The 20,567-nt window shown below is 58.5% G+C and carries 17 protein-coding genes; 10 read left to right on the top strand and 7 right to left on the bottom strand.

Annotation, left to right across the window (positions count from 1 at the left end; genetic code table 11):
* Positions 1-168 precede the first annotated feature (168 nt).
* The gene (locus Mal65_RS16125; RefSeq protein ID WP_145299688.1) at positions 169-1,233 is read left to right on the top strand and encodes a helix-turn-helix transcriptional regulator; all 1,065 of its coding nucleotides are present in this window, start codon (positions 169-171) and stop codon (positions 1,231-1,233) included.
* Positions 1,234-1,379: 146 nt separating this feature from the next.
* On the opposite strand, the gene Mal65_RS16120 is transcribed toward Mal65_RS16125, so the two are convergent.
* Entirely contained in the window at positions 1,380-1,799 is a 420-nt protein-coding gene (locus Mal65_RS16120; RefSeq protein ID WP_145299685.1) for a gamma-glutamylcyclotransferase family protein, read from the bottom strand.
* Between the two features lie 139 nt (positions 1,800-1,938).
* Here Mal65_RS16120 and rsmG point away from each other — a divergent pair, with 139 nt between their 5' ends.
* The 5 genes from rsmG (at position 1,939) to Mal65_RS16095 (ending at position 10,602) form a co-directional block, all read left to right on the top strand.
* Complete coding sequence (gene rsmG, locus Mal65_RS16115) at positions 1,939-2,592, top strand: 16S rRNA (guanine(527)-N(7))-methyltransferase RsmG (protein WP_145299682.1); 654 nt, start codon at positions 1,939-1,941, stop codon at positions 2,590-2,592.
* 182 nt (positions 2,593-2,774) lie between these two features.
* On the top strand, positions 2,775-3,686 hold the full coding sequence (gene cysD / locus Mal65_RS16110) for a sulfate adenylyltransferase subunit CysD (RefSeq protein ID WP_145299679.1): 912 nt from the start codon (positions 2,775-2,777) through the stop codon (positions 3,684-3,686).
* A gap of 143 nt (positions 3,687-3,829) precedes the next feature.
* On the top strand, positions 3,830-5,773 hold the full coding sequence (cysN, locus tag Mal65_RS16105) for a sulfate adenylyltransferase subunit CysN (protein ID WP_145299676.1): 1,944 nt from the start codon (positions 3,830-3,832) through the stop codon (positions 5,771-5,773).
* A gap of 200 nt (positions 5,774-5,973) precedes the next feature.
* The gene (locus Mal65_RS16100) at positions 5,974-9,117 is read left to right on the top strand and encodes a PSD1 and planctomycete cytochrome C domain-containing protein (protein ID WP_145299673.1); all 3,144 of its coding nucleotides are present in this window, start codon (positions 5,974-5,976) and stop codon (positions 9,115-9,117) included.
* Positions 9,118-9,183: 66 nt separating this feature from the next.
* Positions 9,184-10,602, top strand: a complete 1,419-nt coding sequence (locus tag Mal65_RS16095) for a DUF1501 domain-containing protein (protein ID WP_165701569.1) — start codon at positions 9,184-9,186, stop codon at positions 10,600-10,602.
* Between the two features lie 36 nt (positions 10,603-10,638).
* On the opposite strand, the gene Mal65_RS16090 is transcribed toward Mal65_RS16095, so the two are convergent.
* Both Mal65_RS16090 and Mal65_RS16085 read right to left on the bottom strand, forming a co-directional pair.
* Positions 10,639-10,956: a WYL domain-containing protein gene (locus tag Mal65_RS16090; protein WP_174820178.1), complete on the bottom strand. Its 318-nt coding sequence runs from the start codon at positions 10,954-10,956 to the stop codon at positions 10,639-10,641.
* 152 nt (positions 10,957-11,108) lie between these two features.
* Positions 11,109-12,155: an NHL repeat-containing protein gene (locus tag Mal65_RS16085; RefSeq protein ID WP_196784221.1), complete on the bottom strand. Its 1,047-nt coding sequence runs from the start codon at positions 12,153-12,155 to the stop codon at positions 11,109-11,111.
* A gap of 202 nt (positions 12,156-12,357) precedes the next feature.
* Here Mal65_RS16085 and Mal65_RS27325 point away from each other — a divergent pair, with 202 nt between their 5' ends.
* Both Mal65_RS27325 and Mal65_RS16080 read left to right on the top strand, forming a co-directional pair.
* Positions 12,358-12,486, top strand: a complete 129-nt coding sequence (locus Mal65_RS27325; protein WP_261342842.1) for a hypothetical protein — start codon at positions 12,358-12,360, stop codon at positions 12,484-12,486.
* Between the two features lie 130 nt (positions 12,487-12,616).
* Positions 12,617-14,326 (top strand): S41 family peptidase, encoded by a 1,710-nt coding sequence (locus Mal65_RS16080; RefSeq protein WP_174820175.1) that lies wholly within the window; start codon positions 12,617-12,619, stop codon positions 14,324-14,326.
* A 61-nt stretch (positions 14,327-14,387) separates the two neighbouring features.
* On the opposite strand, the gene Mal65_RS16075 is transcribed toward Mal65_RS16080, so the two are convergent.
* The 4 genes from Mal65_RS16075 to Mal65_RS16060 all read right to left on the bottom strand — a co-directional run bounded on the left by Mal65_RS16075 (position 14,388) and on the right by Mal65_RS16060 (position 16,726).
* The gene (locus Mal65_RS16075) at positions 14,388-14,606 is read right to left on the bottom strand and encodes a hypothetical protein (protein WP_145299666.1); all 219 of its coding nucleotides are present in this window, start codon (positions 14,604-14,606) and stop codon (positions 14,388-14,390) included.
* A gap of 26 nt (positions 14,607-14,632) precedes the next feature.
* Positions 14,633-15,052 carry an HU family DNA-binding protein gene (locus Mal65_RS16070; protein WP_145299663.1) on the bottom strand — a complete coding sequence of 140 codons (420 nt, stop codon included), beginning with the start codon at positions 15,050-15,052 and terminating at the stop codon, positions 14,633-14,635.
* A gap of 232 nt (positions 15,053-15,284) precedes the next feature.
* On the bottom strand, positions 15,285-15,728 hold the full coding sequence (locus Mal65_RS16065; RefSeq protein ID WP_145299660.1) for a YkgJ family cysteine cluster protein: 444 nt from the start codon (positions 15,726-15,728) through the stop codon (positions 15,285-15,287).
* Positions 15,729-15,937: 209 nt separating this feature from the next.
* Positions 15,938-16,726, bottom strand: coding sequence for a hypothetical protein (locus Mal65_RS16060; RefSeq protein ID WP_145299657.1), 789 nt, complete (start codon positions 16,724-16,726; stop codon positions 15,938-15,940).
* A 472-nt stretch (positions 16,727-17,198) separates the two neighbouring features.
* On the opposite strand from Mal65_RS16060, the gene Mal65_RS16055 reads away from it, so the two are divergent.
* Both Mal65_RS16055 and Mal65_RS16050 read left to right on the top strand, forming a co-directional pair.
* Entirely contained in the window at positions 17,199-19,028 is a 1,830-nt protein-coding gene (locus Mal65_RS16055) for a peptidylprolyl isomerase (RefSeq protein ID WP_196784220.1), read from the top strand.
* Positions 19,029-19,249: 221 nt separating this feature from the next.
* Positions 19,250-20,536: an aminotransferase class I/II-fold pyridoxal phosphate-dependent enzyme gene (locus Mal65_RS16050; protein ID WP_145299654.1), complete on the top strand. Its 1,287-nt coding sequence runs from the start codon at positions 19,250-19,252 to the stop codon at positions 20,534-20,536.
* The last annotated feature ends 31 nt before the right edge of the window (positions 20,537-20,567 follow it).

Here is a 20,567-nt window from a genome sequence, read left to right as displayed (position 1 = left end):
ACGCGTCGCGTGATCGACCGTTGTGTCGATCGGTGGCTGTTCTATTTGATTCGTCGATCATCCTGGCCGATGATCGACGATCTTTGTCCGAGCGTATCGTGTCCCAGTGCAACGGATTGGCGCTGCGATGACGCGGGTCAGACCAGTGCGAATCGCAACGGAGTAACGATGGCGCGAAACGAACAATTGATCCGTCAGCACAAACTGTTACAGCTGATGGAAATCTCGCGATTCGGCCGCACGCTGGACGAATTACGCGACGACTTGGTGGCCGATCTCGGGCTGACCAAGCTGCATTCGCGGACCGTGCGACGCGATCTGGAAGCACTGCAGGCGGCGGGATTTGCCATTCAAAGCGAAGTGGTGGATCGGGGCCGCGTCTATAAGATCGGCCAGTTCAACCAGAACGCTGTTCACGAAGTCGGCGTGTCGGCGACCGAGATGATTGCGTTGGCCATCGGCCGCGAACTGCTGCACCCGCTGATCGGCACTCAGTACTGGCGTGGCATCGAAACGTTTTGGAACAAGTTGCAAGAAACCGTTCCCGACGGCGTTTATGACCACTACCAGCGGTATCGCAAGACGCTGCACGTATTTGGTTCGCCAGCAAAAAGTTACGAGGAACACGCCGGAACCCTGAAGACGATCAACCGCGCGATTGTCGAACACCGTGTCGTGGAAATCGAATACGCATCGGTCGGCAATCCCGTCCGACAGCGTCGTCTGGAACCGTATGGTTTGGCGGTCTATCAGGGCAGCATTTACGTCGTCGCGGTCGAATCGGGGATTCCCAATCCGGATAACCAAACGACCGGTCAACGGTTGAGAAATTGGAAACTCGATCGCTTTCAAAGCGCCGTCGCGCTCAGCGAATATTTCGCGCCCGACGAATCGGTCGACATTTCCAAGCATCTCAGCAAAAGCATCGGCATCTTCTCTGGCGAAAACCCGACCAGTGTGAAGATTCGCTTGGGCAAACGGGCCGCCGCGTGGGTGCGTGAAGACCCCTGGCACCCCGAACAGCGGCTGGAACCTCGTGCCGACGGTGCGGCATTGCTGACCGTCCCCGCGTCGCACCCGCGGGAAGTCTTGCCGAAGGTGTTGTCGCTGGGGCTGGATGCCGAAGTCTTGGGGCCGGCCGAGTTTCGCGAAGCGGTCGCTGTGGCGGTCAAAGAGATGCACCGGCTGTATCAGGACGACGGTGAATCAAGCGACGATTCCGCGGGGACTTAGGCAAGCTGGGGGCCTGGACGTCTGTGGACGCGGTAGATCGTCGCGATCGGCGTCGCAGCAGCCGACCGGACCGGTTTCGGCGGTCGTTCAAGCCGCCGTGGGACCGAATCTCAGGCTCGGCCGCCGGAACGGACCTGGGGTTTCGCCTAGCGAACCCACTCAATTTTTCCTGACGCGTCGGGCGTCATCGGTTGGAATCCGTCTTCGGTCGGATCGTTGGCATACATGTACGTGTAGGCGTATCCGAGCGAACCGCCCTGATCGTCATAGGCTTCGACGATCACGCGGTGGTACAGGTCGGGCGACCCTGGTTGTTCGGCACCTTCGACCTTGTCCAAGGCGTGAATGACCTTATCGATATCATTGTCTTGGAACGTCCAAAGCTGGCCCACAACGGTATTTTCGCCTTGTCCGAGTGCCGGATAGTCTTCGCGGTCAAACAAGTTGGCGCGGATCGACGCATTCTGGATCGATTCAGGCTGAAGCGGCCAGCAGCTTTCGCGGCATTGCCCCTTCTTCAAGGTTCCATAAACAAAAACGGCATTCGGAGATTCTGGGATAGACATTGCAATCGGACAGCTGTGCAAGAAAGAATCGTTCGCGCATCATGACGGGTCATGATTCGGTGGCCGGGTCAAAAATTCCTGACCGGCGGCCTCCGTTGAATCCTATGTCGCCCATCGTATCAATTTCGAACCAAAACGTATGTCGCTGGAACCTGATTTCGTCGCCGCCCTGGATTCGCACGGGATCGAGCTGGATCCTGCGCAGGCGAAACAGCTGCAGGACTACGCCCAACTGGTGTGGCAATGGAATGAAAAACTGAATCTGACGCGACACACCACATGGGACCTGTTCGTCGGACGCGATTTGAGGGACTGCCTGCAGCTGGCACCATTGTTGGAGGCCGATGAAGAGGTCTTGGACGTCGGCAGCGGCAACGGTGTGCCAGGGATCCCGATCGCAATTTTGCGGCCTGATCTGCAGATGTCATTGGCCGAATCGGTGGGCAAGCGGGCGAAGGTGTTGGACGACATCGTGTCCGATTTGAACCTGCCGGTGACGGTTTACGGTGCCCGCGGCGAACATCTTTTGGAAGATTTTCGATTCACCACGATCATTGCCCGCGCGGTCGGCAGCTTGACGAAGTTTTGCCGCTGGATCGAGCCGCACTGGACCAACGTTGATCGGCTTTTGCTGATCAAAGGCCCCAAATGGGTAGACGAACGGGGCGAAGCCCGACATCACGGGCTGATGAAAGGTCTGGAACTGCGACGCGTCGTTTCGTATCCATTGGCCGCCGACGGTCCAGACGAAGGCGTCATCTTGCAACTCAACCGCGCCGGCCGGTTCGATTGACGGTGGCTAGCGACCTATGATGTCGCGCCATTCGATCTATACTCGCGGCATCCCACGATCGACGTGGCCCTCGGGGCACCGTAATGACCAGACGTTGGTGCCCGCCGGACGACGGTTCGGGTGGTTCTGGTTTCCCTCTTTGTCACTTATCGCCAGTTTTCCTCATCGGACCAGACGGGTTGATGACCGATTATCGACTGACGCACCTGAAGCAATTAGAAGCGGAAAGTATTCATATTTTCCGCGAAGTCGTCGCCGAGTTTTCCAAACCGGTGATGCTGTATTCGATCGGCAAAGACAGCGCGGTGCTGCTGCATCTGGCCATGAAGGCATTCCATCCCGGAAAGTTGCCGTTTCCTTTGCTGCACGTCGACACGACGTACAAGTTCAAGGACATGATCGACTTTCGCGAAAACTATGTTCGCAAAGAGTTGGGCCTGGACGTCCTGGTGCACACCAACCAGGAAGGGTTGAAGCTGAACATTCCGCCGTGGGAAGACAGCGAACGTCACACCGAAATCATGAAGACGGACGCGCTGAAGGCGGCGCTGGACAAGTACCAGTTCGATGCCGCATTCGGTGGTGCACGGCGTGACGAAGAAAAAAGTCGTGCGAAAGAACGCGTCTTCAGCTTCCGTGACAAATCGCACCGTTGGGATCCGAAGAACCAGCGTCCCGAATTGTGGAACCTGTACAACGGACGCGTCAACAAAGGCGAATCGATCCGCGTGTTCCCAATGAGCAATTGGACGGAGTTGGATGTTTGGCAATACATCCACTTGGAAAACATCCCCATCGTGCCGCTGTATTTGTCGGCACCTCGTCCGGTGGTCAACCGAAACGGGCTGTTGTTGATGCGTGACGACGATCGCATGCCGCTGCTGCCCGGTGAAAAGGAAGAAGTCAAAATGGTGCGGTTCCGCACCCTGGGCTGTTACCCGTTGTCCGGTGCGGTCGAAAGCGAAGCGACCACGTTGCCCGAAGTCATTCAAGAAATGTTGCTGGCAACGACCAGCGAACGCCAAGGCCGAATCATCGACCAAGACGAAGGCGGGGCGGGCATGGAAGAAAAGAAACGTCGGGGATATTTCTAGCCCATCGACGTTGGCCCACGCCGCACCCAATCGTCGCGGCGATGCGGGCCGTTTTCAATCGCACGGATCGGACGATCCCGTGTTTCCACACGCTTTTTCGCTGACCGCTTCTCGCACACTGTCCCCAAAATCCTTTCACATCCATGTCCCATAAATCTGATCTGATCGCGACCGACATTGATGCTTACCTCAAGCAGCACGAACAGAAACAGTTGCTGCGGTTCATCACGTGTGGCAGTGTGGATGACGGCAAAAGCACGCTGATCGGGCGGCTGTTGTACGACAGCAAAATGATTTACGAGGATCAGCTGGCGCAAATCGAAGCGGACAGCAAGATTGTCGGGACGACTGGCGGCAATTTTGACCCGGCACTGTTGACCGATGGTTTGAAGGCCGAACGCGAACAGGGCATCACGATCGATGTTGCTTATCGCTATTTCAGCACGGCGAAGCGAAAATTCATCATCGCTGATACGCCCGGGCACGAACAATACACGCGAAACATGGCCACCGGTGGTAGCACCGCGGACTTGGCCGTGATTCTGATCGATGCGCGACATGGCGTGCTGACGCAGACCAAACGACACAGCTTTATCGTGTCGTTGTTGGGGATCCGCCACGTGGTCATCGCGGTCAACAAGATGGACTTGATCGACCACAGCGAAGAAAAATTCAACGAGATCTGCGACGACTATCGCGGGTTCGCAACCAAGTTGGATCTTCCCGATCTGCATTTCATTCCCATCAGCGCGCTCAACGGCGACAACCTGGTCGACCCCAGCCAAAACATGCCGTGGTATCGCGGCAGCACGTTGATGAACTTTTTGGAAACGGTCTACATCGGCAGCGATCGGAATCTGCAGGATTTCCGCTTCCCCGTCCAATACGTCAATCGACCCAATCTGGATTTTCGTGGGTTCTGTGGAACGATCGCCTCGGGAACAATCCGGGTGGGCGAAGAAGTGGTGTCCCTGCCCAGCAAACAGACCAGCACCGTCAAAAGCATCGTGACGTACGACGGTGATCTGGACGAAGCGTTTGCACCGTTGTCGGTCACATTGACGCTGAACGACGAAATCGATGCCAGCCGTGGCGACATGATCGTCCGCACCGGAAACATGCCGAAGACCAGTGATCGGTTTGACGCGATGCTGGTTTGGATGAACGAAGAAGCGATGAAGCCCGGTCAGACGTACCTGTTCAAACACACGACGCAGACCATTCCGGGGACGGTGGATTCGCTGAAGTACCAAGTCGACGTCAACACGTTGCACCGGAACCCTTCGCCGACATTGAACTTGAACGAAATCGGCCGCGTCGCCATTTCGCTCAGTGCACCGATTCATTTCGACGCCTACGCACGTAATCGCGGCACCGGCGCGTTCATCATCGTCGACCGAATCAGCAATGCGACCGTTGCCGCTGGGATGATTCTGGATCGTGATTCGGCCGGTGATCAGCGCAGCGTTTGGGAGGATGAAGAAACCGCACGCGGCGATGGCCAGGACGAACTGTCCGTGGTATCGCCCGACGAGCGGCAGGCACGCTACGGCCAAAAACCGGCCACCGTGTTGCTGACCGGCCTGACCGGCAGCGGCAAGACCGCGATCGCCAAAGCCGTGGAACGAAAACTGTTCGATGCCGGACGTGCGGTCACGGTGATTGATGGCGAACACGTTCGCCGTGGCTTGAGTTTGGATCTCGGGTTCACCGCCGACGACCGCAGCGAAAATCTTCGCCGCAGTGCTCACCTGGCCCACGCCATCAACGATGCCGGTCTGATTTGCATCGCGTCGTTCGTGGCCCCCAGTGAAGACGTTCGTCAGAAAGTCGCCGGCGTGATTGGCGCCGATCGTTACTTGGTCGTTCACGTCGACACACCGGTGGAAGTTTGCCGAGAACGTGACACCAAGGGCCAGTACGCTCAAGCCGATGCCGGTGAATTGAAGAACTTCCCCGGTGTCACTGCGACCTACGAAGAACCGCAGTCGCCCGCACTTAAACTGGACACCAGCAAGCAATCGGTCGAACAGTGTGCCGACCAAGTCATCGCTTTGTTGGTCGACCACGGCGTCATCAAGGGCTAGTCGGCTACCGGGTCCGGTCCTGGCATCACGGCGAAAGTGATGTCAGTGTCGACATCGCAACCAACCGCCGAACTACAAGCGGGTGGGACGAATGGCGGGCCGGGCGAAGCAAAAATTTGCTTCCGCGCGATTCTGCGGGATAAACTGGGGCTTCGGACTGACTGCCCGCCGAATGCCCCACCTCCAACGCCTCACGTTTCATGCCCTTGCCCGCCCTTGTCGGCGCCGCGACGCGATTACGAATCGTCGGGCTGGTCGCCGTACCGCTGTTGATCAGCGGGTTTGACGGTGATCCGCTTTCCGCGTCCGATTCCAGCGTCGACTTTGCGACCGATATCCGGCCTTTGCTGTCGGAACACTGTTTTCAATGCCACGGACCCGATCCGGAATCCCGCCAAGCCGATTTGCGTTTGGACATCGGGGATGACGCCGCTTGGGTTTTGGACACCGATGCGCCGGATGACAGCGAACTGATCGCTCGCGTGACCAGTGATGATCCAGATCTTGTGATGCCGCCGCCGGAATCCGGCGGACCTCTGGATCCGGAGGAGGTGGATCGGTTGCGGCGCTGGATGGCCGACGGTGCATCTTTTGAGAACCACTGGGCATTCACCGCTCCGGTGCAACACCCTGTTCCCGAGGTCGATGATCCTGGCTGGGTTAAAAATCCGATCGACCATTTTGTGTTGTCCAAGATCGAATCCGCAGGACGGAAACCGTCACCCGTCGCGGATCCCGCAACGTTGCTGCGTCGGTTGTCCTTGGACTTGATCGGGTTGCCACCGACCCCGGAACAGATTGCCGAATTCACGTCACAATACGAACGCTCGGGCAACGCTGATGCAGCCTATCATCGCTGGGTCGATCGTTTGCTGGATTCACCCGCTTATGGCGAACGTTGGAGTCGGGTTTGGTTGGACGCCGCACGGTATGCCGATTCGGACGGGTACGAGAAAGACAAGCCACGACAAGTCTGGTTCTATCGTGATTGGGTGGTCGATTCGCTGAACCAGGACCGCCCCTACGACGACTTCATCATTCGTCAAATCGCCGGCGATCTACTGCCCGGTGCGACACAGGCGGATCATGTGGCAACCGGGTTCTTGCGAAACTCGATGGTCAATGAAGAAGGCGGCGCGGACCCCGAACAGTTTCGCATGGAAGCGATGTTCGACCGGTTGGACGCAATCGGAAAATCCGTCTTGGGTTTAACGATCCAGTGTGCCCAGTGCCACAGCCATAAATACGACCCGATCAGCCATGAAGAGTATTACGGCTTGATGGCGTTCATCAACAACACCGACGATGCCTTTCACGTCGTGTACACGCCGGATGAAATCCAACAGCGACGAAGGGTGGTCCGGCAAGTCGAAGACCTGTATGCGGAAATCCGTATGGCGACACCGACATGGCAACGCGACCACCGGTCTTGGCAGAAACAGCTGAAAAAAGAGGGCCAGCCCAATTGGGTAACGCCGACGTTGGAGTTCCTTGATTCGACGATCGGCGGACAAAAGTTCTTGCCGCAGGACGATGGATCGTATCTTTGCCAAGGGTACGCACCGACGAACTTCAAGCCCAAGATGACCGCTCGATACGACGGCACGCGGTTGTCGGGGATTCGGATCCAGATGCTGACCGATCCCAATTTGCCGCGGGAAGGACCCGGACGCAGCGTCGAAGGAACTTGGGGGCTGAGTGAATTGACTGCGGAGGTCGCTTTTTCGGGTTCGCCCGACAAAGTCATTCCCGTCAAGTTCGCCGGGGCATGGGCGGATCGCCCGACTCCGAAGGCGGATCTAGGGCCGCGCTATGACAACCGCAAAGACACCAAACGCATCATCGGCTCGGTTGATTTTGCAATCGACGGGGACCTGACCACCGCATGGTCCAACGACCTCGGGTTTCCGCTGGCCAATCGCTCACAAACCGCTTGGTTTCGTTTGGCCGAACCGATCGAAGTGCCCGACGGCCAGCACGCGATCATTCACGTGTACCTTGCCCAGCGGCACGGCGGCTGGAACAGCGACGACAACCAAACGTTCAACGTCGGCCGATTCAAGCTTTCGTTCACCGGGGACAGCGTTCAGTCGCGATCGCCGCTGTCGCCCGATGTCCAGTCGGTTTTGGATCTTCCACCGAAGCGGCGAAGCGACCAGCAAAACGAGCGATTGTTTCGTTCCTGGGTGCGACGAGAAACAAAATTTGGATCTTGGCAACAAGAGATCGATGCGGCGTGGGCCCGGCATCCCGCCGGCACGACGCAGTTGACTTTGTCCGAAAGACAGGGCCAGCGATTAACATCACTGTTGGATCGTGGTGACTTCCTTAGCCCGGTGGCTCCGGTGCAGCCACATGTTCCTGCATTCCTGCATGCGATGCAGCCGTCCGATGAACCGCCACGGTTGCAGTTCGCCCGGTGGTTGGTGGACCGTGATAGCCCGACGGTTCCGCGTTCGATCGTCAATCGGATTTGGCAGGCCTACTTTGGTGTCGGACTGGTGGAAACCAGCGATGACTTGGGGTCACAAAGTTCACCGCCTTCGCATCCGCAGTTGTTGGATTGGTTGGCGGTGGATTTGATGGACAACGGATGGAGCTTGAAACATCTGCATCGCCGGATCGTGACGTCCGCAACGTATCGCCAATCGTCGGTGGTCAGCGACGACTTGTTGGCCGAAGACCCGTACAACCGTTTGCTGGCTCGAGGGGCACGGTTTCGCGCGCCCGCCGAAACGGTTCGCGACATCACGTTGGCGGCTGCGGGGTTGCTTGATCGTCGCGTCGGCGGCCCCAGTGTGACGCCGCCGGCACCGGAGTTCCTGTTCTTGCCCCCGGTCAGTTACGGGCCCAAAGTTTGGGACGATGCGGTCGGCGGTGATCGGTACCGGCGTGGTTTGTACACGTTCCGTTTCCGCAGCGTCCCCTACCCGATGCTGGAAGCCTTTGATGCCGTGCCCGGAAACACGTCTTGCGTCCGCCGCAGTCGATCCAACACGCCGCTGCAAGCATTGACGTCGTTGAACGAACCGATGGCGTTTGAGTGTGCGGCCGCGATGGCCGCGGACGTGTTGCTGCGTTGCGATGACGAGCCATCAGCGGTCGATTTGGCGTTCCTACGATGCACCGGACGGCGACCAGAGCCGACCGAGCGACATGTACTGTTGTCCTTCTTGAATCGTCAACGCGAACGCATCAATGACGGGCAAGTCGACACGGCCCCCTTGCTTGCTGCGATTCCAAAAGCATTCACGGGCGTTCCGGTCGATGACGCTGACTTGGCCGCCTGGGTTTTGACATGTCGCGTGATGTTGAATTTGGACGAGACGATTTCACGGCAATAAGCCGACGGAACAGTTCACCCGGCAATCGTTGTCATGGTGACCCAACCAAACACGATGGTGCATTCAATGCGAAACGACCAACTGATATCGGCCAGCGCGACCAGTCGTCGCTGGTTCTTGAAGGAATGCGGTGTGGGGCTCGGGGCGATCGCGGCCCACAGCCTGATGCAAAGCGATGCCAATGCGGCATCCGGTCCGTTGGCTGTGAAAACGCCGCATTTTCCGGGCAAGATCAAGAACGTGATCTTCTTGTTCATGGCCGGCGCGCCCAGCCATTTGGAATTGTTCGATTACAAGCCACAGTTGGCAAAGTTTGATGGAACCTTGCCGCCGGCCGGATTGCTGGACGGTTATCGCGCCGCGTTCATCAATCCAAATTCGAAACTGTTGGGACCGAAATTCAAATTCGCCAAGCACGGACAGTGCGGTGCGGAAATTTCGGAATTGTTGCCGCACACGGCCAAGGTGGCCGATGACCTGACGATCATCAAATCGATGGTCACCGACGCCTTCAATCATGCGCCGGCACAGATCTTGATGAACACCGGGTCCCAGTTGTTCGGCAAACCCAGCCTGGGTTCTTGGACTTTGTATGGTTTGGGAAGCGAAGCAGAAGACTTGCCCGGTTTTGTTGTCTTCAGCAGCGGTCGAAAAGGCCCCAGCGGCGGGAACAGCAATTGGGGCAGTGGCTTTTTACCGACGGTCTACAACGGCGTGCAGTTGCGAAATGTCGGCGATCCGGTGCTGTACTTGTCCAATCCCGCCGGCATCGATCGACAGACACAACGCCAAACATTGGATGCGATTAGGGCGTTGAATCAGCAACATCTGGATCGCATGAACGATCCGGAAATTGCCACCCGCATCAATTCGTACGAGATGGCGTTTCGGATGCAGGCCAGTGCACCGGAGCTGATGGATTTATCCAGCGAGACTCAGGAGACGTTGGATTTGTACGGAGTGGAACCAGAAAAATCGTCTTTTGCCAAAAACTGTTTGCTGGCCCGGCGATTGGTGGAGCGGGGCACGCGGTTCGTTCAGCTATTTCACGAAGCTTGGGACCAGCACGGCGACCTGGTCAACGGCTTGAAACGGAATTGTGGCGACACCGATCAAGCGTGCGCTGCGTTGATCACCGATTTGAAGCGTCGTGGGATGCTGGATGAAACACTGGTGATTTGGGGCGGCGAATTCGGACGCACGCCGATGGTTCAGGGCGGCGGGGACAACGGGCGTGACCATCACCCCAATGCGTTCACGATGTGGATGGCTGGCGGTGGACTGAAACCTGGTTTGACGATCGGACAAAGCGACGAATTCGGGTTCAACGTGGTCGAAGACCGGGTTCATGTCCGCGATTTTCACGCCACGATTTTGCATCTGTTGGGATTTGACCACGCACGGCTAAGTGTCAAATTCCAAGGATTGGACCAGCGTTTGACGGGGGTCGAACCGGCGCACGTGGTCCAAAAGATCCTCGCTTGATCCAACGATGTTCTTTCGTGCTGACATAGCGACCGCCTAAGCCAAACACAGTCCGGCGCCACAAGTCGTCAGCCCCGGCGTCGGAGCGTATGCGGCGGGTGCCGGATCGTATTCGGCAATCGGCAAAGGCATCAAAACCTGTTCGGCCGGAGCCAAACGCACGTCTTCACAGCGGTCCAAGTAGAACTGTCGTGGTTCTTCGCGACACAGGCACATTGCCAGAACGCGGTCGCGACCGACGAATCGGATCGGGCTGATGGTTCGGCGTGTGCGTCGGCCCTTACTGTCGACGTAGTCCATTTCGATGACGTAGTGATCGCTGTCTTGCATGGCGCGGCGAAATTCGTTTTTCATCAGTATTCCCCCCGGAACGTTGATTTTGTTTCTGGTTGATGGGGCGGGCGATCGCTTTGGCGTTGGCGAATTGCCCACCGGACATCGGTATCATCGCAGGGGCCGTGACAAGTCTGGTCACGAGGTCGAAAAATTCGTTTTTTGCCGCCTATTTACGTGGGAAATCGCTGAATACGGTGGTTGTTGCTGTCCAAGACGTGGACGCGACGCTTGGAATCGACCACCAGCCCCCACGGGTGGTGGAACTGGCCATCCTCGAATCCTGGACCGCCCAAAATCCCCAGCGAAGTCCCATCGGTGGCGAACCGCTGGATTCGTTGGTTGCCGTATTCACAGATCATCAGATCGACGCGGCCCGGTGATGGTTCGCCTTCCATCAGTGCGATGTCGTAGGGGTAATACAGTTGGCCTGCTTGTGGCCCCTGGACGCCCCAACAGTGCACCAAACCGGGCGGATCGGCGGTCACGTCAAAGGCCTGCATTCGATGGTTGCCCGCATCGGTCACCCACAGCAACCCGTCGGTGACGATCATGCTTTGGGGACGAATGAATTGTCCCGGCTGATCGCCGGTACCACCCCACTGGGCGATGAAGCGACCGTCGGGATCGAATTTTTGGATCCGATCGCTGTCGCCATACTCACCGATGTAAAAGCAGCCATCGTCGTCACAAACCGCTTCGGTGACGAAGGCGAATTCACCGGGACCGTAGCCCGCGGTCCCGCCGATGCAACGCGAATCGATCAGCGTTCCGTCCAGCTCGTAGGCCAACATGCGATAGTAATGGGTGTCGGCGACCAGCAAGACTTCACGATCGATGTGTTCATCAGCGGCACGGACTTCAAGCCCCGTCGGGCGGCCGTTGGCGGTTTCGGGGGTCGACCAGACGGTTTGAAAGTTACCGTCAGCATCAAAGACTTGGATCCGTCCGGTCGTGTCGCAGATGTACAGTCGGTCAGCCGAGTCGATTGCAATGGTACGTGGCTTGACGAATCGACCCTCCGACCAGCCCCGTCGCCCCCAGACCAAATCGGGTTCACCTCGGGCGGCGGTCGACACGCACCCAGGAAGCGACAACAGACCGCCGGCGGCGATGGCCGTGGACAGCAGTCGGCGGCGGTCAAAAATTTGGGCGTTCCGTTGGCAGGAATGTTTCATATCGACACGCAAAGCCGTCGTCGGTTGGTCGGCAAGTTTCACGCAGCCTAGCATCCCGGCCCGGGTGTTGCCCGATCGTTGCCCGCGATGCGGACAACGTCTATCGTGGATTTCGGATGCGAGAGATTGACCGCGGAAACTTGAAACGCGGTCGACTCATTCTGCGCCAGGAAGCGCACGCGAGAGTCCCCGGCTCGACCGGGCCTAATCAGCGATCCCTAGGGTTATCGCAAAGCACCATCGCGTGGCTTTGCCCCATCGGATCGACCCCATCAACCGTTACCAAGCGACCACCGCGGGGACGTTGATGCCGGTCACAACGAATTCGCTGAATTTTTATCGCGACGGTTTTTTGACCGGGCATGTTTTGTGACCTACGTTTCCTTGGCCTCGTTCTGTGAGCGTCCGGACGTGGCCCGACGACAGCATTCCGCCAACGGTTCGTTTGCGGCGTCGTCTCCATTTCCCTCCCGAACGACGCTCGCGATCGGATGTTGACTGGTATGGAATCAAATTCGGGTATCGAACGCTTTTTGACTCGCTGGCAACACGGCCGGCTGTTGGTGTTGGCCGCCACGGGATTCGTGGCTTTGGCGACACTCGGCGGACCGATTGCCACCGTGGTTGCGGACGATCCCGCGGCGGTTGCCTCCGCAGATTCAGCGGACGATGAACAGCAAGTCCTGACCAAGGGCTATGAACTGGAACGGCAACGCATGTGGGCCGATGCGGTTCAGCATTATGAATCCGCCCTGCGTCGGTTCCCCGACAGTCGCGTGGTGTATCAGCGATTGCTGATCAGCCGTCTGCGTTACGACGTTCACCGTCGATACACCGACCACAGTTTCCTGGCCAGTGTTCGCGACCTTAGCACGACCCAAGCGTTGGATCTGTATTCCGAAACGCTGGCGAATCTGCAAACTCACTACGTCGAAACGGTGGACTGGTCACGCGTGTTGCTGCACGGCACCGCGGCGCTGGAGGTGGCGTTGGATGAAGAACGATTCATCAACAGCAATCTTCCGGGCGTCGATCGTGATGCCATCGAACAGTTCCGTTTGAATGTGCATCGTGAACTTCGCGGCCGTAGCACCCAAACACGTTTCGATTTGCGTGCCGCCGTATCGTTTGTTGCCAACTTGGCGCATGAACGGATCGGATTGTCGGGAACGGCAACGTCGCTGGAGTTTCTGTCGGGTGCCATTTCGACGTTGGATCCCTACACACGATTGTTGTCGGGATCACAGTTGGACGAAATGTTTTCCAACATCGAAGGCAACTTTGTCGGCCTGGGCGTTGAATTGAAACCGGCCGATGATCACTTGCAAATCGTCTCGGTCATTCCGGGGGGACCGGCCGATGAAGCCGGCGTGTTGGCCGGGGAACGGATCGTTCGCGTCGCCGATGCGGAAACGAATGTGGTCGATCCCGATTTCGCCGCTGACCTGCTGCGTGGGCCTGAAAACTCCGTCGTATCGATCAGCGTGGCCGACACCGCGGGCCGACGGCGTGATCTGCAAATCACCCGCCGCCGTGTGGATGTGCCTTGCGTGGAAAACGTGCACTTGGTCGACGTGACCAACCGAGTCGGCTATTTCCGGCTGACCAATTTTCAAAAGACGACCCGACGCGAAGTCGAACAAGCGGTGATCACGCTGCAGGGCCAAGGCATGCGTTCGTTGATTATGGATTTGCGAGGCAACCCGGGCGGATTGTTGACCGCGGCCGTGGAAGTCGCCGACCGGTTCTTGAGCGACGGTGCAATCGTGACCACACGTGGTCGCAATGCGAAAGAGAATTTCGATTACCGGGCGCACCGCAGCGGCACTTGGAATTTTCCGTTGGTCGTCCTGATCGACGGCAACAGTGCCAGTGCCAGTGAGATTTTCGCCGGTGCCATGTCCGACCGGGGTCGTGCCGTGGTGGTCGGATCGACCAGTTATGGCAAAGGCAGCGTCCAGGGTGTGTTCCGGATGCGTTCGGCGAAGTTTGGACTTTGTTTGACGACCGCCAAGTTTTATTCACCCAGCGGCCGTGCGATCAGCCAAAACGGCGTCCGACCGCACGCCGAAGTCAGCGACCGGCACATCACCGGACGTCCGGACGACCAGGGACACATCATCGGCGACGATGAAGACGCGGTGCTGCAACACGGCATTGCACAACTGGCCGGCCACGGCGGCAACTTGGTCAGCAGCCGTCCGTCACGCTAATGCAACGGGCCAAGACGCGATGACCGCCGCTGACGGAATCATCGTGTTGATTTGACCGGTATCAAATGATGCCGCCGTGGGTACGGATCGGCGTCAGGTGGCTGGGCGAATCCAGGAACCAGAAACGTTCCCATTCTTCCATCATCGAACGCAGGTCTTCCGACGTGTACAGCAATTGCTGGACGCGGCGTTCGGGACGGGCGGAGTAAATCGGCACAAAGCATCCGACGGTCGTCGACAGACAGGCGGTCAACAGGGCCAGCTGAAAAAGGCGTCGCATCGACGTTCCTCCATGAACGTTAGGGCTTACTGTGGATCGGAAAGGTCATCCCAGCGACCGGTCGGTCGCCTCGCCGATGCGTTCGGTGCCGCATCGGGGTGGACGTTTGTTTCGGGGCGGTTGTCGTCACCGGCGGTGGCTTCGGCGGCTTTCTGGGCGGCACACTGGTCCAATTCTCGGACGCGTGCTTCCATGAATTTGCCGGGCTTGAAGGTCACCACGTGTTTGCTGGGAACGTCAACCTGTTGGCCGGTCCTGGGATTGCGAGCCTTGCGGGCCGCCCGCGGTTTGACTTCGAACACGCCGAAGTTCCGCAATTCAATCCGTTGGTCCCGAACCAGACAGTCGACGATCGCATCGAACGTTTTCTGGACGATTTCCTTGGTCTGTTGTTGAGTCAGCCCAACCTCTTCGGAGATCGTTCGCACGATGTCTTTTTTGGTCACGCTGGACTCCTCCCGCCGTGCCCTTCCGATGGGCCGCGATCGTTGTAAACCCTTGACTGCGAATAACTTAACAAGGTTCGCAGTCTAGGCGGCTCGTTTCCGAGCGTCAAGATCGCCCCCGGTCGGACTTGCGCCGGCAGGATGCTTACGAACCAGTCTATCGACCGGAATAATCGGAAATCTTGAAACAATCGTGCGAAACAGTTCCATCGGCGATGGGGAACCGTTCGGCTCAGACGCGTTTGGCGTTTTTGGCCGCTTCGATCTGCTCCAGCGTGTACAGCTGACCGGTCCCCGCCCCGGGGCATTCGGCACAGGTTTCCCGCCAGTCGTCGGGCGAAACCAAATTGCTGGACCAGAACGGCCAGGTCCGGCACTGAATCGGACGGCTGTGGTAAACCATGCAGCGACGCGTTTTGGGATCCAACAGAATGCAATCGCCGTCGGCGTATTCTTTCAGGCTGCGACGCCGGCCGACACGGCGAACGAATCGTTCCTCAAAGGCGTCGACATCCAAATCCATCTCGCCGGCCATGTCACGGATTTCGTCATGATTGACGAAGACGAACCCGGGATCACCGCTGCAACAGTACCCGCACTGCGTGCAAGTGAATCGCAGGCCATCGGCATACCAGGGGGCGGACGAATCGGAATTGCTGCGATCGGATTCGGACATATCGGATCAGGATTCACGGCTGTGCGGGTGTCCGGGCAATCCCGGCCGACAATCGTTCACCCTAACGCTTTTGTGGGAAAATCGCTGCGCCCCGGTGCTGTGGCAAATTGCTGCAGCGCCGCATAAGTCTGGCGGTGCGGTATCGATCGAAGGCTGTGATCGAGTCAAGCGGTCGTGCCGCGACCGGCTTTGAAAGACGGCGGCGCGGATCAGTATCCGGCGGCGGGGCTTCGCCACTGCAGACCACCGGCACTGGGGGCGGTCGATGGCGGCATCGCCGATGGTCCAGACGCCGGCGCGCCGTTCCAGTTACCAGACGCCGGCTGATTCATCGGCGCGGCGTTGTTCATGGGGGCGGCGGCTGCCGTGCCGATCGGATTCAGTTGTGGCTGCGCGGCCATGGGTTGCAATGTCATCGCGGGCATCGCGTCGGATCCGATCGGTGCGTAACCGGTGGGACTTTGGTGCGACACGGGGACGACGCCCGACGCCGTGTTCACCGTGCTGGGGCGATAGCCGGGTGGCGGTGGAGCGTGGGTCAGATCGATCGCCGGCATCGCGCCAGCGCCAAGCACCGGTGGTGTCAAATCAACGGCGGCACTGGCGACGCTGTTGGCACCGCCCGCGGCCGGTGGCGTCGCAACGCCTGACCCGATCGGTTGTCCGCCGGTGGCGGCAAAGCCCGACGGAGTGGTGCCATAGGTGGATCCCATCGTGGGGGCCCCGCCCATGTAATTGTTGGGAACACCGCCCGCCGAACCGGTCGCCGGAGGGCTGACGCGTGTTCCCTGTCCGGTGAACGGCACCAGGCTGGGTGCTGGAATGCTGCCGTTGGGTGTGGTCAGCGGTTGCAAGGCACCAGTCGTCGTGGTCGTGGTTTGCCGACAACCCGCGATGAAGCTTGGCAAAGCAAATGCGGCGACCAGGCACACCAGGCATTGCACCGGAGTCACGGTGCGGCAGTGGGTGAATGATCGAGTGATAGATCGAACTGACATGACGGCAACCATCACGGGCATTTCGGAAGACTTTTGGTCGGTTCAGGCTTGAAAACGACCGGGTGTCGGCCGTTGCCATGACCGGCTTTAACAAAAACCCGAAAAACGTCGAAACCCCAGTCGCGATTTGGATTCACCTGCGCCGCCAGCGTCATGCGGGACGCTTTTTCATTCGACAGATCATCGATGCGGCCCGTCGGTTGGGGGCGTGTCGGATCGGCGACGATTCGTCTTGAGCCGAAACCGCAATTTTTCTAGGGTTCCGATGTGCCCGCCTTCGCTGGACGGCATGACAAGTTGGTTGTTTCCGGCGATTGCCGAGAAAATCTGGGTCGTTCGTTCCGAAGTGGATTCGATCCAACCGACCACTGTGCCGGCGATGTGTGTGGCGAATCAACGCGGAATATCGAAGGGCGATTGGATGCCCTTGGACATGTCCATGCCGAGTAGACGGTTCAAAGGAGTGACCGGAATGCCATTGGAATTTGCCGTACTTCGTCCCTGGATGGTGACACTGGTCCGACGATTGGGGCTGTCCGTTTTTGTCGCGATGGTTTTCATCGCCGCTTGGGACAGGCCGGTCGTGGCGCAACAGGCGTCGACCGCAGCAGCGACTGCACCCGCGACTGCCGGTGGAAAGAGCCGAGTGGTGGCGACCGTCAACGCCGACCCGATCACCGAGAAGGTCTTGGCCGACGAAACGATGCGACGCTACGGCAGCGACATCGTCGACGCCATGGTCAATCGCTATCTGATTTTGCAAGCATGTCAGCAGCGTGGCATCGAAATCACCAAGCAAGAAGTCAGCGACGAAATCGCTCGTCAGGCTGCCAAGTTCCGCTTGGACATGGGCGGGCTGCTGCAGCTGCTGCAAGAAGAACGCAACGTCAGTGCCGCTGAATATAGCAACGACGTCGTCTGGCCCATGTTGGCACTGCGACGTTTGGTGGCCGACAAGATCGAAGTCACCGAAGAAGAATTCAATAAACAGTATCTGGCTCGCTACGGCGAAGCGGTCAAGTGCCGGATGATCGTGACCAAGGATCGACAGAAAGCCGAACAAGTGCTGGCCCAAGCCAAATCCGATCCGGCGAAGTTTACCGAACTGGCCAAGAGTTTCAGCGAAGACGAAATCAGCGCCAGCGTCGGTGGTTTGATCCCACCGATTCGCCGCTACACCGGACAGCCGGATTTCGAAACCGCCGTGTTTGATCTTCAGGATGGCGGAGTCACTGATATTCTGCAGGTCGGCGACGAATGGATGATCCTGCAAGCGGTCCGGCGTATTCCCGCCGCCACCCCGGCACCCCAAGCCATCCCCGCGATTCGTGAGCAAATCGCGGACGAGATCCGCGACGAAAAAATTCGCGTCGCCGCGGCCGGTTTGTTCGAGCAACTGCAAAGCGAAGCCAATGTCAAAAAGGTCTTCGGCGATCCGGCGGCGGAAAAACAGCACCCCGGTGTTGCCGCCCTGGTCAACAACCAACCGCTGACGATTGCACAGGTTGCCGAGGAAGCGGTTCGTCGCCACGGCGAAGAAGTTCTGCAAGGCGAAATCAATCGTCGTCTTTTGACGCAAGCCCTTCGCAGCAATGGTGTCACCGTTGCCGCCGCCGACCTGACCGCCGAAACCGAACGTGCCGCGATCGCGTTCGGGTTCACCAAGCCCGACGGTTCGGCCGACATCCAAAGCTGGCTGCAATCGGTGGTAAGCGATGGAGACACGACCGAGGACATCTATGTTCGCGATGCCGTTTGGCCCAGCGTCGCGCTGCGTAAGTTGGTCGAATCGGAAGTCCAATTGAACGACGAAGAACTGAAACGCGGATTCGATTCCGCATACGGACCCAAGGTGGAAGTCCTGGCGATCGTTCTGGGCGATCAGCGGACGGCGCAAAAGGTATGGCAGATGGCCCGCGATAACCCGACGCCGCAGTTCTTTGGCGAATTGGCCCAACAATACAGCATCGAACCGTCGTCGGCGTCCAACGCCGGGCTGGTGCCGCCGATCCGCAAACACGGCGGCCAGCCGGCGATCGAAAAGGAAGCCTTTTCGTTGAAGCCGGGGCAATTGAGCGGCATTGTGGCCACCGGTGACAAATACATCATCATGCGTTGCCAGGGTTTTACCAAACCGGTCGTCAGCGATTTCGATGCGGTCCGCGAAGAACTGGTTCGCGACCTGTCGGAAAAGAAGTTGGCCCAAGCGATGGCGTCGAAGTTTGACGAGTTGAAGGAAAACGCCAGCATTGAAAATTTCTTTGCGGTCGCCAAAAAGGCCGCGGCGACCACGCGTCGCTGATCGTCCGCACGCCAAATTTTTCCACGCTGTTGACGGCCGCCCCGAGCCAAACCGTCAGCAGCGGAACCGAACGATCCCCAGCCGACCCGATTGTGGGGTCGGCTTTTTTTTGGCCCGAAAATTGGCCACCGGGCGCGGCCGGACGCTTCCCTGAAACCGGATCAGGTGTCTAAGTTGACATCGATTGCCCGTCGTGAATTTCTTGTTCCAGCGGCCCAGCCATGTCCAATACGTTCAATCCAGACACACCCAATATCGACGCACCGGCGATCGAACCGCCGACTACCGATCCGCCGCCACACCCGTTCGAGGTCAGCTTTGCTTCGCGAGTGCACCGGTTGCCGCCCTACATGTTTGGGCGAATCAACAATTCGCTGTACCAAAAACGACGTGCCGGCGATGACGTCATCGACCTGGGCATGGGCAACCCGTCCGATCCGCCCGATCCGGTCGTGATTCAAAAGCTGGCCGATGCCGCCGCCGATCCGGGTAACCACGGATACAGCAAGTCCAACGGGATTGCCAATCTGCGCCGCGAGGTGGCCGGAAAATACCATCGCAAGTACGGCGTTCGGCTGGATCCGGAACATGAGGTGATCGCTTGTTTGGGGTCCAAGGAGGGCTTTTCACACATGTGTCTGGCGCTGATGGGCCCCGGGGACACCGCGATCATTCCGTCGCCCTATTTTCCGGTGCACATGTACGGCGTCATCTTGGCTTCGGGCAATGTCGTGGCGTTGGACGTCGCCGATAGCGAGAAATTTCTAAGCAACGTTGCTTACACCTGCGAAAACATGACGCCGGTGCCCAAGGTGCTGATCGTCAACTATCCGCACAATCCGTCCAGCGCGGTCATCGAGCCGGAATTCTTCGTCGAAGTCGTCCGCTTGGCCAAAAAGTACGGCTTGATGGTCATCCACGATTTTGCCTATGCCGACGTCGCCTTTGACGGATACCAGCCACCCAGCTTCCTGAGCGCACCGGGCGCGAAGGATGTCGGTGTCGAATTCACGACGATGAGCAAGGGCTATAACATGGCCGGCTGGCGAGTCGGCTTTTGCGCGGGCAATGCGGAAATGATTCGTGGCCTGGGCACGATCAAAGGCTACTACGATTACGGCATGTTCCAGGCGATCCAAATCGCGGCCATCGTCGCGCTGCGGGCCACCGAGGCGACGGTGGAAAACCAATCGCTGATCTATCAAGGCCGACGCGATGCTTTGGTCAGCGGGCTGCGTCGTTTGGGATGGAACGTCACGCCACCCAAGGCCGGCATGTTCGTCTGGGCGGAAGTCCCCGAACCGTGGAAGTCGTCGATGTCGACGATGGACTTTGCAATGAAGCTGTTGGAAGAAGGCAATGTCGCGGTCAGTCCCGGCAGCGGATTCGGCACCGCCGGTGAAGGCTATCTGCGGATGTCCTTAGTGGAAAACGAACAGCGTTTGCGTCAGGCCGTCCGCCAGATCGGCAAATGCTTGTCTCAAAGCAAAACGCCCGCTTGCACCTGAGTTTCATTTGTTCGGGAAGCCGGCGTTAGGC

The sequence above is a fragment of the Crateriforma conspicua genome (genome assembly GCF_007752935.1).
GTDB lineage: Bacteria > Planctomycetota > Planctomycetia > Pirellulales > Pirellulaceae > Crateriforma > Crateriforma conspicua.
This window is presented reverse-complemented; position numbering and strand designations above follow the sequence as displayed.